This window comes from Hydrogenophaga defluvii (genome assembly GCF_042665235.1).
Taxonomy (GTDB): Bacteria; Pseudomonadota; Gammaproteobacteria; order Burkholderiales; family Burkholderiaceae_C; genus Hydrogenophaga; species Hydrogenophaga defluvii_A.
In genome coordinates, this window is the sequence record NZ_JBHTBZ010000014.1 from 87,605 (window position 1) to 102,378 (window position 14,774).

10 protein-coding genes are annotated in these 14,774 nt (G+C 66.3%); 6 read left to right on the forward strand and 4 right to left on the reverse strand.

Annotated features, from left to right (window positions below; genetic code table 11):
- Positions 1–5: 5 nt before the first annotated feature.
- A complete protein-coding gene (ligA, locus tag ACFQU0_RS06780) occupies positions 6–2,060 on the forward strand; it encodes an NAD-dependent DNA ligase LigA (protein WP_382199412.1) in 2,055 nt (684 codons plus the stop codon).
- A gap of 6 nt (positions 2,061–2,066) precedes the next feature.
- Here the strand turns inward: ligA and ACFQU0_RS06785 are convergent, their stop codons facing one another.
- Complete coding sequence (locus tag ACFQU0_RS06785; protein ID WP_382199413.1) at positions 2,067–2,495, reverse strand: YbaN family protein; 429 nt, start codon at positions 2,493–2,495, stop codon at positions 2,067–2,069.
- An 87-nt stretch (positions 2,496–2,582) separates the two neighbouring features.
- On the opposite strand from ACFQU0_RS06785, the gene def reads away from it, so the two are divergent.
- The 4 genes from def to ACFQU0_RS06805 are packed head-to-tail and all read left to right on the forward strand — an operon-like array spanning position 2,583 to position 8,846.
- Positions 2,583–3,119, forward strand: a complete 537-nt coding sequence (def, locus tag ACFQU0_RS06790) for a peptide deformylase (protein WP_382199414.1) — start codon at positions 2,583–2,585, stop codon at positions 3,117–3,119.
- A gap of 10 nt (positions 3,120–3,129) precedes the next feature.
- Complete coding sequence (locus ACFQU0_RS06795) at positions 3,130–4,581, forward strand: efflux transporter outer membrane subunit (RefSeq protein WP_382199415.1); 1,452 nt, start codon at positions 3,130–3,132, stop codon at positions 4,579–4,581.
- Complete coding sequence (locus ACFQU0_RS06800) at positions 4,578–5,690, forward strand: efflux RND transporter periplasmic adaptor subunit (protein ID WP_382199416.1); 1,113 nt, start codon at positions 4,578–4,580, stop codon at positions 5,688–5,690. Before ACFQU0_RS06795 ends, ACFQU0_RS06800 begins: the two co-directional genes overlap by 4 nt.
- 9 nt (positions 5,691–5,699) lie before the next feature.
- A complete protein-coding gene (locus tag ACFQU0_RS06805; RefSeq protein ID WP_382199417.1) occupies positions 5,700–8,846 on the forward strand; it encodes an efflux RND transporter permease subunit in 3,147 nt (1,048 codons plus the stop codon).
- Here the strand turns inward: ACFQU0_RS06805 and ACFQU0_RS06810 are convergent.
- The 3 genes from ACFQU0_RS06810 to map form a co-directional block, all read right to left on the reverse strand.
- Positions 8,815–10,380, reverse strand: a complete 1,566-nt coding sequence (locus tag ACFQU0_RS06810; RefSeq protein ID WP_382199437.1) for a methyl-accepting chemotaxis protein — start codon at positions 10,378–10,380, stop codon at positions 8,815–8,817. The two genes, ACFQU0_RS06805 and ACFQU0_RS06810, sit on opposite strands and share 32 nt — an antisense overlap.
- A 146-nt stretch (positions 10,381–10,526) precedes the next feature.
- Entirely contained in the window at positions 10,527–13,181 is a 2,655-nt protein-coding gene (locus ACFQU0_RS06815; protein WP_382199418.1) for a [protein-PII] uridylyltransferase, read from the reverse strand.
- A 10-nt stretch (positions 13,182–13,191) separates the two neighbouring features.
- On the reverse strand, positions 13,192–14,013 hold the full coding sequence (map, locus tag ACFQU0_RS06820) for a type I methionyl aminopeptidase (protein ID WP_382199419.1): 822 nt from the start codon (positions 14,011–14,013) through the stop codon (positions 13,192–13,194).
- Between the two features lie 229 nt (positions 14,014–14,242).
- On the opposite strand from map, the gene ACFQU0_RS06825 reads away from it, so the two are divergent.
- A complete protein-coding gene (locus ACFQU0_RS06825; RefSeq protein WP_382199420.1) occupies positions 14,243–14,686 on the forward strand; it encodes a hypothetical protein in 444 nt (147 codons plus the stop codon).
- The last annotated feature ends 88 nt before the right edge of the window (positions 14,687–14,774 follow it).

Consider the following 14,774-nt stretch of genomic DNA (forward strand, 5'->3'; position numbering starts at 1 on the left):
TCGCGATGCAAGACGACCTGTTTGCCGCCCAGCCCACCCCGGCTGAGCGCGCCGCCGCACTGCGCGCCCAGTTGCAGCACCACGCCCACCGCTACTACGTGCTGGACGACCCGGACATCCCCGATGCCGAGTACGACCGGCTGTTCCAGGAACTGCAGGCGCTGGAAGCCGAACACCCTGAGTTGCTGACGCCCGACTCGCCCACCCAACGCGTCTTGGGCAAGGTGCTCGATGGCCTGACGCCGGTGCGCCACGCCGTGCCCATGTTGTCCATCGACACCGAAACCGACACCTCGCCCGAGGGTGCACGCAACTTCGACATCCGCGTGCGCAACGCGCTCAAGCTGGCCGACGATGCGCCGCCCATCGAGTACGCCGCAGAGCTGAAATTCGATGGCCTGGCCATGAGCCTGCGCTACGAGCGTGGCGTGCTGGTGCAGGCCGCCACACGCGGCGATGGTGAAACGGGTGAAGACGTGACACAGAACGTGCGCACCATCGGGCAAATCCCTTTGCGCTTGCATGGGGTGGACGCCGAGGTGTTCGAAGTGCGCGGCGAGGTGTACATGCGCCGCGACGACTTCGAGGCGCTCAACGAACGCCAGCGTCAGAGGGGCGACAAAACCTTCATCAACCCACGCAACACCGCCGCAGGTGCCATCCGCCAGCTCGATCCGGCCCTGGTGGCACAGCGGCCACTGAGTTTTTTCGCCTACGGACTGGGTGAGGTGCAGGGCTGGGCTCTGCCGCCCACCCACGGCGCCTTGCTCGACGCCTTTGCCGCCATGGGCCTACCGGTGTGTGCCGACCGGGCCGTGGTGCTGGGCGCTGATGGGCTGGTAGCTTTTCACGCCGCCATCGGCGCCAAACGCGACAGCCTGCCTTTCGACATCGACGGTGTGGTCTACAAGGTCAACGCACTGGCGTTGCAGCAGCAACTCGGCTTCAAGACCCGCGAACCGCGCTGGGCCGTGGCCCACAAATACCCGGCGCAGGAACAGCTCACCACGGTATTGGCCATCGACGTGCAGGTGGGCCGCACCGGCAAGCTCACGCCGGTGGCCAAACTCGCGCCGGTGTTTGTGGGCGGTGTCACCGTCACCAACGCCACCCTGCACAACGAACTCGAGGCCCGCCGCAAGGATGTGCGTGTGGGCGACACCGTCATCGTGCGCCGCGCCGGCGACGTCATTCCCGAGGTGGTGGGCGTGTTGCCCGACAAGCGCCCCGAGGGCGCGACCGAGTTCACCATGCCCGCGTGCTGCCCCGTGTGTGGCAGCGCGGCGGTGCGGGAGGAGGGCGAGGCCGACCACCGCTGCACCGGTGGGTTGTTCTGCAGCGCCCAGCGCAAACAGGCCTTGCTGCATTTTGCGCAGCGGCGGGCGCTGGACATCGAAGGCTTGGGCGACAAGCTGGTCGATCAACTGGTGGATGGCGACGTGGTCAAGGCGCTGCCCGACCTGTACCGCCTGGGCCTCAATGCCCTGGCGACGCTGGAGCGCATGGCCGACAAGTCGGCGCTGAACATGTTGGCCGCGTTGGAAGCCAGCAAACAGACCACCTTGCCGCGTTTCCTGTTTGGCTTGGGCATACGCCATGTGGGCGAAGCCACCGCCAAGGCCTTGGCGCGCCACTTTGGCGCGCTCGACGCCGTGATGGACGCATCGCTGGAGCAACTGACCGAGGTGGCGGACGTGGGGCCGGTTGTGGCGCAGAGCATCCACACGTTTTTTCAGCAGCCGCACAACCGTGAAGTGGTGGAACAGTTGCGCGCCTGTGGCCTCACCTGGCCCGAAGGGCCGCCCGCCCCGCGCGAGGCCTTGCCGCTGGCCGGCAAAACCTTTGTCATCACCGGCACCTTGCCCACCTTGGGCCGCGACGAGGCCAAGGCCTTGCTGGAAGCGGCTGGCGCCAAGGTGGCCGGTTCGGTGAGCAAAAAAACCGATTACCTGGTGGCCGGTGCCGAAGCCGGCAGCAAGCTGGCCAAAGCGCAGGAGCTGGGTGTGGCCGTGCTCGATGAGGCGGGCATGCGGGCCTTGTTGCCCACGGCCACGCCCTGACCCGGCTCAAAGCGTGGGCGGCTTTTCAGGTCGCCGCCAGAGCCAGGTGGCAACACTTGCCATACAGGCAATGGCCAGCCACGCGGCCCAGCGCGGGTGCGACGACCACAACAGGTAGGCGCCCGACGCGGCCATCATCAGGGAGGCCATCCACTTGGCGCGCCGGCTGACCACGCCCCCTCGGCGCCAGTCGCGGATCATGGGGGCAAACACGGTGTGGTTTTCGAGCCATTGCAGCAGCCTGGGTGAACTGCGCGCGGCCGCCCAAGCCGCCAGCAGCACAAAAGGTGTGGTGGGCAGCACCGGCAGAAACGCACCCACCACGCCCAGCAAAAGCGACACCAACGCGAGCGCCAGGTACAGGCCCCGCCGCACGGCCGACAAAGGCGATGGCACCGTCCGAGGTGGGCCCATGGGGGGAGGGGTCTCCGGCATGGGGCGATTGTGCCTGTGTCTGCTGAGGCGACCGTGTGCGGGCGGTGACAGTGATATTCTTGATGCCTTTGTGCCCGTTGCCCCGCCATGGCCATTCACACGATTCTCAAAATGGGCGATCCGCGCCTGTTGCGCATCGCACAACCCGTCACCGCGTTCGACACGCCCGAGCTGCACGCCCTCATCGCCGACATGCGCGACACCATGGCCGCTGTCAGTGGCGCCGGTCTGGCCGCGCCTCAGATCGGTGTCGATCTGCAGGTGGTCATTTTTGGCACCGGCCAGGTCAATCCGCGCTACCCCCAGTTCGAGCCGGTGCCGCCCACGGTGTTGATCAATCCCGTCATCACGCCGCTGGGGCAGGACGAGGCCAGCGATTGGGAAGGCTGCCTGTCGGTGCCGGGCTTGCGCGCCGTGGTGCCGCGCTGGCGGCACATCCGCTACACCGGGTTCGACGAAATGGGGCGTCCCATCGACCGGACGGTGAGCGACTTTCACGCGCGTGTCGCACAGCACGAGTGTGATCACCTGATCGGCAAGCTCTACCCCATGCGGGTGCGCGACTTCAGCCAGTTTGGCTTCAACGAGGTGCTTTTTCCGGGCTTGCCGCAGGAAGACGACTGAGCCGTACACCATGCAACTGCCCTCCCATCCGCTTTTTCGGGTTTGCCTGGGCCCGGTGGTGGCGCTGGCGCTGACCGCATGCGCCACGCCGCCCCCACCGCAGCTCGCGCCGGTCGAGCTGCCCGCCACGTGGTGGGCACCCACGTTGCCACACCAGGGCACGCCGCAGGATTTGACAGCCTGGTGGTCGCGTTTCAACGACCCGTTGCTCGCCGACTGGATCGCCCAGGCGCAGCGGCGCAGCCCCAGCGTTGCGTCTGCGCGCGCCCAGGTTTTTGCCGCGCGTGCGGCGCTGGCGGGTGCGGAGCAACAGGGCCGACCCCAGATGGCGGGTGTGGTCAGCGGGAGCCGCGCTTTCACCGACCCCACCACGCCGGTGGCCACCGTGCTGAGCGCGGGCGCGCAAGCCTCGTGGGCCATCGCGCTGTGGGGTGAAGATGTGTCGCGCGTGTCGGCGGCCCAGGCGCAGCAGGACGCGGCCGGCGCGGGTTGGCACGAGGCCCGTGTGCTGGTGGCGGCCGAAACGGCACAGGCCTACTTTGGTCTGCGTTTGTGCCGTGAGCAACTGGCGGTGGCCCGCGCCGACAGTGACTCACGCCAGCGCACGGCCGATGCCAACGGCATCACCGAGAAGGCGGGCCTGACCGCACCGGCCGTGGCCGCACTGGCGCGTGCCAGCGCGGCCGAAAGCGCCGGGCGTCTGGCGCAATGGGGTGAGTTGTGCGAACGGCAGCTCAAATCCCTGACCGCGCTGACCGGTGTGCCCGAGCCCACATTGCGCGCAGGGCTCGCACAGGCGCCCCGGTGGGAGACCCCGGCCGACCAGTTGTTGCAGGTGCCGGGCGTGCCGGCCGATTTGCTGCGCCAACGCCCCGATGTCTACCGTGCGCAGCGCCAGTGGGTTGCTGCCGCGCAGGCGGTGGGCCTGGCCCAGGCCGCGCTGCGGCCCAGCCTCAGCCTGTCGGGCAACCTCATGGTCAACCGGGTGCGCGTCGCGGGCATCAGCGCCACGGTGGACACCTGGTCACTCGGGCCCTTGACGCTGAGTGTGCCGCTGCTGGGCCGCGACCGGCTGCACGCTGAGGTGGACGCTGCGCAGGCCCAGCTCGACGCAGCAGCGGTCGCGTATCAAGCCGTGGTGCGCCAGGCCGTGTCTGAAGTCGAGCAGTCCTTGGTGTCGTTGGCCGCCGTGCGTGAGCGTGTCGGGTCTGCCGCTCTGGCGGTGGAGGGCTACCGGCGCTCGCTGGACGGCACGACCTCGCGCTACCAGGCCGGCTTGGCCAGCTTGAACGAACTCGAAGACGCCCGGCGCTGGCTGTTGGCCGCCGACAACGCCGCTTTGTTGCTGCGGCAGGAACAGCTCGCCGCCTGGGTGCGGCTTTATGTGGCGCTGGGGGGCGGTTTCGAGCCCAGCTCCGCCAGCGACAAGGCCCAACAACCGATTGCCCGGGACGCTTCATGACGTTTTTTGCCCGTTTGACTTTTCGCCAGCCCGCCTGGCCCTTCAGTGCTGTGCTGCTGGCGCTGACCCTGGCCGTGGCGGCGGTGCGTAGCCCGGCCGCCGATGCGCAGCCCGCCGCAGGCCCCGGCCCCAAACCCGCACTGACCGTGAGCGTGGCGCAACCCCTGCCGGCCACCTTGCCCAATGGATTGCAGGCCAATGGCAACGTGGCCGCCTGGCAAGAGGCCATCGTGGGTGCCGAGGTCAACGGCTTGCGGCTGACCGCCGTGCATGTCAACGTGGGTGACGTGGTCAAACGCGGGCAGGAGCTGGCCCGCTTTGCCGCTGAAACGGCCCAGGCCGAGCAGTTGCAGGCCCAGGCGGCGGTCATGCAGGCACAGGCTGCCCATGAAAGCGCCAAAGCCGAGGCCGACCGCGCGCGCTCCATTCAGGACAGCGGTGCCCTGTCGGCCTCTCAAATGGCCCAGTACCTCACGACCGAACGTGTGACACATGCCCAATGGGAGGCCGCACAAGCGCAGCTGGCGGCGGTGCGGCTGCGGGTGGCCCACACCCGTGTGCTGGCCCCTGACGACGGGGTGGTGTCTGCCCGCGCCGCCACGGTGGGGGCGGTGGTGGGCGCGGGGCAGGAGCTGTTCCGGCTGCTGCGCCAGGGCCGCATGGAGTGGCGTGCCGAGGTCACGCCCACCGAGATCGCGCTCATCCGGCGTGGGGTGAAGGCCGAGGTCACGCTGGCAGGTGGCCAGACGCTGGTCGGCACCGTGCGTGCCATTGCGCCGACGGCCGATCCGCAGACGCGCAACATTCTGGTGTACGTGGACCTGCCGCGCCATGAGGCACTCAAAGCCAACACCTTTGCGCGTGGCCGCTTTGAGCTGCCCGCCAGCCAGGCGCTCACGGTGCCCGCGCCGGCCGTGGTGCTGCGCGATGGCCACAGCTACGTGTTTGTGGTGGATGCCCAGAACAAGGTGACGCAGCGCAAGGTTCAGACCGGCCGCCGGGTGACCGACGTGGTGGAGGTGTTGCAAGGGCTCAAGGCCGACGAGCGGGTGGCGGTGCAGGGCGCCGGCTTTCTCAACGAAGGCGACCTGGTCAAAGTGGTTCGGTAAGGGTTGACCATGAACGTCTCCGCGTGGTCCATCCGCAACCCCATCCCTGCGGCCATGTTGTTCGTCATGCTGACGCTGGCGGGCCTGTTCTCGTTCCAGGCCATGAAGGTGCAAAACTTTCCTGACTTGGACGTGCCCAACATCACCATCGTGGCCAACCTGCCAGGTGCCGCGCCCAACCAGCTTGAAAACGATGTCGCCCGCAAGATCGAAAACAGCCTGGCGTCGCTGCAGGGTTTGAAACACATCTACACCAAGGTGCAAGACGGCGCGGTGACCATCACGGCCGAATTCCGCATCGAAAAAAGCACCCAGGAGGCACTTGACGATGTGCGCTCGGCGGTGTCCAAGGTGCGGGGCGACCTGCCCGGCGACCTGCGCGACCCCATCATCAACAAGCTGGAACTGGCCGGGGGCGCGGTGCTCGCCTACACCGTGGCGTCGGACCGCATGGACGACGAGGCCATCTCGTGGTTTGTGGACAACGAGGTGTCCAAGCTGTTGTTGTCGGTGCGTGGTGTGGGGGCGATCAACCGCGTCGGCGGTGTGACGCGCGAGGTGCAGGTGCAGCTCGATCCGCTCAAGCTGCAGTCGCTCGGGGCCACCGCGGCCGATGTGTCGCGCCAACTGGCCCGGGTGCAGATCGAAAGCGCGGGTGGCAAGGCCGAGCTGGGCGGCAGCCAACAACCGCTGCGCACCTTGTCGGCCCTGGGCACCGCACAGGAACTGGCCGGCATGCAGATCGCCCTGTCGGACGGCCGCAGCGTGCGCTTGGAGCAGATCGCCAAGGTGCAAGACACCATTGCCGACCCGACCGCCGCCGCCTTCCTGGATGGCAAACCGGTGGTGGGCTTCGAGGTGGCGCGCAGCCGGGGCGCCAGCGAGGTGGAGGTGGGGCGCGGTGTGCGCCAGAAGCTGGCCGAGTTGCGCGAAGCCCGGCCCGATCTGCGCATCACCGAGTCCTTCGACTTCGTGACGCCGGTGGAGGAAGAATTCAACGCCTCGATGACCTTGCTGTACGAAGGTGCGCTGCTGGCGGTGCTGGTGGTGTGGCTGTTCCTGCGTGATCTGCGGGCCACCATCGTCTCGGCGGTGGCGCTGCCGCTGTCGGCCATTCCGGCCTTTATCGGCATGCACTACATGGGCTTCACCATCAACGTGGTGACGCTGCTGGCGCTGTCGCTGGTGATCGGCATCCTGGTGGACGACGCCATTGTCGAAGTCGAAAACATCGTGCGCCACATGCGCATGGGCAAGACCCCTTACCAGGCGGCCATGGAAGCGGCCGACGAAATTGGCCTGGCGGTGATCGCCACCACCTTCACGCTGATCGCGGTGTTTCTGCCCACCGCCTTCATGTCGGGCATTCCGGGCAAGTTCTTCAAGCAGTTTGGCTGGACGGCCTCGTTTGCCGTTTTTGCCTCGCTGGTGGTGGCGCGCGCGCTCACGCCCATGATGGCGGCCTACCTGATGAAACCCGTGCTGGACGCCACACAACGCCCGGGCTGGGCCCAGCGTCACCGCCTGCTGGGCTGGGCCTGGAATTGGCTGCACAACCAGAAGGAGCCCGCCTGGCTCGACCGCTACCAAACCTGGGCCGCCTGGTGCATACGCCACCGCTGGATCACCATGATCGGTGCCGGGCTGTTTTTTGTCGGCTCGCTCATGCTGATCCCGCTGCTGCCGCAGGGCTTCATCCCGGCCGACGACAACTCGCAGACGCAGGTGTACCTGGAGTTGGCGCCCGGCGCCACCCTGGCGCAAACCGTGGCCACCTCAGAGCGCGCGCGCCTGCTGGTGTCGGCCGTGCCCCACGTCAAGTCGGTCTACACCACCATCGGCTCGGGTTCGGCGGGCACCGATCCGTTTGCGCCCCAGGGCACGGCGGAATCGCGCAAGGCGGCACTGACCATTCAGCTGGACCCGCGTGGCCAGCGCCCGCGTAAACAGGTGATCGAAAACCAGATCCGCGCGGCCATGGCCGACCTGCCGGGCGTGCGCAGCAAGGTGGGCCTGGGCGGTTCGGGCGAGAAGTACATCCTGACGCTCACCGGCAACGACGCCACCGCCATGTTCGATGCCGCGCGTGGCATCGAGCGCGACCTGCGCACCATCCCTGGTGTGGGCAGTGTGCAATCCACCGCTGCGCTGGTGCGCACCGAAATCATCGTGACGCCCGACCTGGCGCGCGCCGCCGACCTGGGCGTGACCAGCAGCGCCATCGCTGAAACCCTGCGCATCGCCACCGTGGGCGACTACGACAGTGCCTTGCCCAAGCTCAACCTTTCGCAGCGCCAGATCCCCATTGTGGTCAAGCTGGACGAGGCGGCGCGCCAAGACCTGTCCACGCTGGGGCGGCTGACCGTGCCCGGCGCAAAAGGCCCGGTGATGCTGGAGCAGGTGGCCACCCTGAGCTTTGGCGGCGGCCCGCCGGTGATCGACCGCTACGACCGCTCGCGCAACATCAACTTCGAGGTGGAGCTGGCCGGCATCGCCCTGGGCGACATGAAAGCCGCGGTGGAGAAACTGTCCAGCGTGAACAACCTTCCCGCCGGTGTGCAGGTCATTGAAATTGGCGACGCCGAGGTGCAGGGCGAGCTGTTTGCCAGCTTCGGCCTGGCCATGTTGACCGGCGTGTTGTGCATCTACATCGTGCTGGTGCTGCTGTTCAAGGCCTTTTTGCACCCCTTCACCATCCTGGCGGCCTTGCCGCTGTCGCTGGGTGGGGCCTTTGTGGCGCTGTTGCTGACCAACAAGAGCTTCTCCATGCCCTCGCTCATCGGCCTGATCATGCTCATGGGGGTGGCCACCAAAAACTCCATCCTGCTGGTGGAGTACGCCATCGAGGCACGGCGCCTTCACGGCATGAGCCGGCTGGATGCCATTCTGGACGCCTGCCACAAACGCGCCCGGCCCATCGTGATGACCACCATCGCCATGGGCGCGGGCATGTTGCCCATCGCGGTGGGCTGGGGCGCGGCCGATGCCAGTTTCCGCTCGCCCATGGCCATCGCGGTCATCGGTGGGCTGATCACCTCCACCTTTTTGAGCCTGCTGGTCATTCCAGCGGTGTTCACCTTGGTGGACGACGTGGCACTGTTTTTTGCCCGCCTGTTCGGCGGGGTCAGAGGCGGAAGGCCGACACCCGCTCCGTGAGCTGACGCGCCTGGTCTTGCAGCGCCGACGAGGCGGCGCTGGCTTCCTCCACCAAAGCGGCATTCTGCTGAGTCACGCCGTCCATCAAGGCCACCGCGCTGTTGATCTGTGAAATGCCTTCGGACTGTTCACGGCTGGACGAGGCGATCTCGCGCATCAGCACCGTCACACGCTGGATGCTGTCCACAATTTCGCGCATCGTCTGGCCGGCCTGATCCACCTGTTCGGTGCCGCTGGTGACGTTGCGCACCGAAGTGTCGATCAGCGCCTTGATTTCGCGTGCCGCTGCCGACGAGCGCTGGGCCAGCGAGCGCACTTCAGACGCCACCACCGCGAAACCCCGGCCTTGCTCACCGGCACGCGCCGCTTCCACCGCCGCGTTCAACGCCAGGATGTTGGTCTGGAAGGCGATGCCGTCGATGACGCCAATGATGTCCACGATCTTGTGCGACGAGTTGTTGATCTCGTTCATGGTGTCCACCACCTGGGCCACCACCGCACCACCGCGCGCGGCCACTGCCGAGGCCGCTTCGGCCATGTCGTTGGCGGTGCGTGCATGGTCCGCGTTCTGGCTCACCGTGCTGTTGAGTTCCTCTGTGGCAGAGGCGGTTTCTTCCAGCGAACTGGCCTGCTGCTCGGTGCGCTGTGAGAGGTCCAGCGTGCCCGCTGCCACCTGGCTGGACGCGCTGGCAATCGAGTCGGCGCCCGAGATCACCTGCGAAATCAGCTGGCGCAGGTTGGTCTGCATCAGCGTCATCTGGGCCAGCAGCTGGGTGATTTCGTCTTGGCCGTTGGCCGAGATGGGGTGGGTGAGGTTGCCCGCCGCGATGGCGGTGGCGGTCTGATTGGCCTGGCGGAAACCCAGGGTCATGCGCCGCAAGGTCGTCAGCATAAGCAGCGTCATGGGCACACCGCCCAGCAACACGATGGCAGCGAACACCCGTTGGCTGAGGCGGTAGCGGCGTTCGGCGGCTGCGGCTTCTTCGTCGGCCTTGGCGAGCTGGTGGTCGCGCAGGGCGGTGTAGGCGTTGAGCAAGGCCTGCCCCTCCGTGCGTCCGGCCACCAGGAAGGCCTGCATCACGTCGGGTGTGTATTGGTCGTCGCGCAGTTGCTGCAGCGTGGCCTGCAGTTTGGCCCGCCAGGCCTGTTGACGTGCCGTGGCTTCGGCCACCAGGCGGGCATCCACCTCGTCCACCGCGCGTTCACTGATGGCTTTCCAGGCCACATCGTTGGCTGCGGCGTTTTTGGCGATGTTGTCCAGGTGCAGGTTCAGCGGGTGGTCGTGCAGGCTGGCCAGCGGGCCGTGCGGATCGTGCTGGAAGGACAACAGCACGTTGAGGCGGCTGTCGTAAAAGCGCTGGATCATGTCGCCCGCCTGACCCGCCGGCACCATGCGCTGCTGGTGCACGTGGACCAGTGCATCGCGCGCGCTCATCATGCCCCACAAACCCACCACGATGGCGGCCAGAAACACCGCCCAATACACCACCACGCCGGCCCACACGCGGTGCGTCAGTTTGAATCGATCCAACATGTTCACGGGGCAGAGAAGTACCCCCAGGAGTTACAACGCCGGAATTATGTTTCTCGATTTGACATTTTCTGCGCCGCCACGGGGCACCAGAACGCGCCGGGTTGACTTGCATCAACCGGTGTCAGCGTGCGGCGGTGGCGGTGGGCTCAGGCCGGGCTTTTGAGCACGTCCAGCAGCTCGGTTTCGATCTCGATCTGCGTGCGGTTGTGCTGCAGGTGCAGGCCACTGATGAGGAAGGTGTCTTCCACCCGTTCGCCCAAAGTGGTGATTTTGGCCAGTTGCAGGCTGATGCCGTGGCGCGCCAGCACGCGGGCGATGCAGTAGAGCAGGCCGGTGCGGTCGCTGGCCGACACGCTGAGCAGCCAGCGCTGAGCTTTTTCGTCCGGGCGCAGGTCCACGCGGGGAATGACCGGGAAACTTTTGACCCGCCGCGACAGACGGCCGCGGCTGGGCGCAGGCAGCTCACCCCGCGCCTCGATGGCCTGGCTCAGGCCCGATTCCACCATGCTGATGAGTTCGCGGTAGTGGTCAGACAGGGTGGGTGCGACCACCTGAAAGGTGTCGAGCGCGTGACCATCTCGGGTGGTGTGCACCTTGGCGTCCAGGATGCTGAAGCCGGCCTGATCGAAATAGCCGCAGATGCGGACAAACAGGTCGTTCTGGTCCTGCGCGTAGACCAGCACCTGCAGACCTTCGCCGTCAGGGGAGATCCGCGCTCGCACCACGGTGCCGGTGAAGGGCTGGTCGGGTTGGCGCGACAGTTCGCGCGACACCTGGCGCGTGTGCCAGGCGATGTCGCTGGCGTCGTGGCGCATGAAGTAGCTCACGTCGAGCTGGTCCCACAAGGCCTTGTGCGCCATGTGGGGCAGGGCGTGCAAGGCCAGCAGGGTCAGGGCGTCGCGTTTGCGGGCTTCGATCACCGCGTCGGGGTCGGGTGCGCGACCGCCCAGGGCGCGCAGGGTGTAGCGGTACAGGTCCTCCAGCAGGCGCGCCTTCCAGGCGTTCCAGACCTTGGGGGAGGTGCCACGGATGTCGGCGACGGTCAGCAGGTAGAGCGCGGTCAGGCGCCGCTCGTTGCCTACGCGCTGCGCGAACGCGGCGATCACCTCGGGGTCGCTGAGATCGGCCTTTTGGGCGATCTGGCTCATGCTCAGGTGCTCCTGCACCAAAAACGCCACCAAGTCGGCGTCCTCCTTGGCGATGTCGTGCTGGCGGCAGAACACGCGCACGTCCTTGGCGCCGAGGTCGGAGTGATCGCCGCCACGGCCTTTGGCGATGTCGTGGAACAGGGCGGCGATGTACAGAATCCAGGGCTTGTCCCAGCCGGCGGCGAGCTGCGAGCAGAACGGGTACTCGTGCGAGTGTTCGGCGATGAAGAAGCGGCGCACGTTGCGCAACACCATCAGGATGTGCTGGTCCACGGTGTAGACGTGGAACAGGTCGTGCTGCATCTGGCCCACGATGTGGCGGAACACCCAGAGGTAGCGGCCCAGCACCGAGGTCTGGTTCATCAGCCGCATGGCGTGGGTGATGCCCTCGGGTTCCATCAGGATGCGGCGGAAGGTGGCGCGGTTGACCGGGTCGGTGCGAAACTTCGCGTTCATCACCGGCCGCGCGTTGTAGAGCGCGCGCAGGGTGCGGGCCGACAGGCCCTTGATGCCCACCGTGGTCTGGTAGAGCAAAAAGGTTTCCAGAATGGCGTGCGGTTGCTGCACATACAGGTGGTCGCTGGCCACCTCCAGCATGCCGCCACGGTCAAAAAAACGCTCGTTGATGGGACGCAACGCGGTCGGCCGCGCCTCGTCGCTGGACAGCCGTTCCTCGATGTTGAGCAACAGGATCTGGTTGAGCTGGCTGACCGCTTTGGCGGCCCAGTAGTAACGCCGCATCAAGGCCTCGCTGGCGCGGCGTGCCCCCCGCGCGCTGGCGCTGCCTTCGGCCGGAGCCTGCGGCTTGAGGCCAAACGAGTCGGCCACCGCCGTCTGCAGGTCGAACACCAGCCGGTCTTCTCGCCGGTGGGCAATGAGGTGCAGGCGCGCGCGGATGAGGCTCAGCAAGGCTTCATTGGCCTTGATCTGGCGCGCCTCCAGCGGTGTGGCCAGGCCCTTGCGGGCCAGTTCGTCCCAGCTGCGGCCCAGGCCGGCCGCCTTCGCCACCCACAGGATGATTTGCAGGTCGCGCAAGCCGCCGGGCGACTCTTTGCAATTGGGTTCCAGCGCGTAGGGCGTGTTCTCGAACTTCTGGTGGCGCTGGCGCATTTCCAGCTGTTTCGCCACAAAAAAGACCTTGGGATCCATGGCCTCGGCCAGGGCTTGGGACAAAGCGGCATACCGCGCACGCTGGCCCACGATGAGCCGGCATTCCAGCAGGGAAGTCAACACCGTGACGTCTTTGCTGGCTTCGGCCACGCAGTCGGCCACAGAGCGCACGCTGGAGCCGATGTCCAGACCCAAATCCCAGCAGCTGCCGATGAACGCTTCGATGCGCGTTTTCAGTGTGGCGTCGGTCTCGGGGCTGGCGCTGTCTGGCAACAGCAGCAGCACATCCACATCGGAGTAGGGAAACAGTTCACCGCGTCCATAGCCTCCCACGGCCACCAGGCAGAAGTCGGGGCCAAAGCCGGCCCGCGCCCAGAGGCGGGCCAAGGACTGGTCGGTGAGGCGTGCGAGTGCATGCAAGGCCGTGTGCACACCACGTGTGCTGCTGCCGCTGTGGGCCAGCCGCTCGAACAAGGCGGCCTTGTCCTGCTTGTAGCTCTGGCGCAGGGCCGAGAAATCGGCGTCGGTGACCACCTCGGACATGGGGGCGCTGTCAGGCCAGTGTTTTGGGGCCGTTGACCACGAAGGCGGGTGGCGCGGGGCAGCCTGCCGACAAGGTCATGACCTCGTAGCCACTGTCTGTCACCAGCACGGTGTGTTCCCATTGGGCAGACAAAGAGCGGTCTTTGGTGATGATGGTCCAGCCGTCGTTGCCCAGTTCCTTCACTTCACGCCGGCCCAGGTTGATCATGGGTTCGATGGTGAAGGTCATGCCCGGCACCAGCTCCACACCCGTGCCGGGGCGGCCGTAATGCAGCACCTGCGGGTCTTCGTGAAAGTTCTGACCGATGCCGTGGCCACAGAACTCCCGCACCACGGAAAAACCGTTGCCTTCGGCAAAGGTCTGGATGGCGTGGCCGATGTCGCCCAGACGGATGCCGGGGCGCACCATGTCAATGCCTTTCCACATGGCGTCAAACGTCATCTGGCACAAACGCTTGGCCGCTATGGAGCACTCGCCCACCAGGAACATGCGGCTGGTGTCGCCGTACCAGCCGTCCTTGATGACGGTCACGTCGACGTTGACGATGTCGCCCTTTTTCAGCGGCTTGTCGTTGGGGATGCCGTGGCAGACCACGTGGTTGACCGACGTGCACAGGTGGGCGGGGTAGGGAGGGTAACCACCCGGCTGGTAGCCGATGGTGGCCGACACCGAACCCTGCTGTTTCATGACCTCGGCCGCCAGGCGGTCGATCTCCTTGGTCGTGATGCCGGGCACGATGAGCGGCGTCAGGTGGTCCAGCACCTCGGCGGCCAGTCGGCCGGCCAAGCGCATGCCGGCCACACCGGCCGCGTCCTTGTAAGTGATGTTCATGGGCGGCAATTATCGCAGTTGACATTGCCGGCTGCCTGGCGGCGGCCAGATGCCCACGCCCCGCCCGCTGCGATGGGATTCAAGGGCTGGGCAATTGACTCATTTGACAAAATGTTGATTTATTTATTTAACTTTTATCGCCCTTCGATGGTGTAATTCTTCCCGATGAGACGCAGGGTCTGTCCAGAAGGCAGGCACCACAACAAGCGTCCACACAGGGAGAAGAAACATGTTCAAGGTCCGTTCAATCGTGGTGTTGGCCGCAGCGGTGGTGTTGGGGCAGCATTTGGTGGCTTGCAGCTCGCAGGTCGCCGCCAACGAGTCTGAGCGACTGGCGTCGTTGTGGAACGGGTTCCATGCCGACGTGCGGCTGGTGGTCTATGACGACCTGAACGCCAACTTCAACCGCCGCAAGGTGGCCTATCAAACCGACATGTCGGTGGCCGGTGACGACGTCAAGGCCATGATCCATGGCCTCGCGCCCAACCACGGCAACCTGCACTGCAACGAAAGCAGCCCCGTCTACGTGCTGGAAATCACGGAAGCAGGCAAAAAGCGCAGGTACAGCAGCGACAACAACCATTGCGCACAAAACGCCAATTACGCGGGCTATGTGCCCACCCAGGCGATGGCCCAGCTGGCGCACACATTGAGCAAAAGCCAGGCCTACTGAGCTTTGCCTTGACGGGCCAGGGCAGACCTCCTTGCCCAGGCCCAACACGGCGGCGGCGGCGGATCGCGCAGGTAAAATTCCGGGTTTC

What these genes read in the sequence shown, in the direction of transcription:
- ligA (WP_382199412.1), top strand. Translation starts at nt 6, where the DNA reads ATGCAAGACGACCTGTTTGCCGCCCAGCCCACCCCGGCTGAGCGCGCC.
- ACFQU0_RS06785 (WP_382199413.1), bottom strand. Translation starts at nt 2,495, where the DNA reads ATGCCGGAGACCCCTCCCCCCATGGGCCCACCTCGGACGGTGCCATCG.
- def (WP_382199414.1), top strand. Translation starts at nt 2,583, where the DNA reads ATGGCCATTCACACGATTCTCAAAATGGGCGATCCGCGCCTGTTGCGC.
- ACFQU0_RS06795 (WP_382199415.1), top strand. Translation starts at nt 3,130, where the DNA reads ATGCAACTGCCCTCCCATCCGCTTTTTCGGGTTTGCCTGGGCCCGGTG.
- ACFQU0_RS06800 (WP_382199416.1), top strand. Translation starts at nt 4,578, where the DNA reads ATGACGTTTTTTGCCCGTTTGACTTTTCGCCAGCCCGCCTGGCCCTTC.
- ACFQU0_RS06805 (WP_382199417.1), top strand. Translation starts at nt 5,700, where the DNA reads ATGAACGTCTCCGCGTGGTCCATCCGCAACCCCATCCCTGCGGCCATG.
- ACFQU0_RS06810 (WP_382199437.1), bottom strand. Translation starts at nt 10,380, where the DNA reads ATGTTGGATCGATTCAAACTGACGCACCGCGTGTGGGCCGGCGTGGTG.
- ACFQU0_RS06815 (WP_382199418.1), bottom strand. Translation starts at nt 13,181, where the DNA reads ATGTCCGAGGTGGTCACCGACGCCGATTTCTCGGCCCTGCGCCAGAGC.
- map (WP_382199419.1), bottom strand. Translation starts at nt 14,013, where the DNA reads ATGAACATCACTTACAAGGACGCGGCCGGTGTGGCCGGCATGCGCTTG.
- ACFQU0_RS06825 (WP_382199420.1), top strand. Translation starts at nt 14,243, where the DNA reads ATGTTCAAGGTCCGTTCAATCGTGGTGTTGGCCGCAGCGGTGGTGTTG.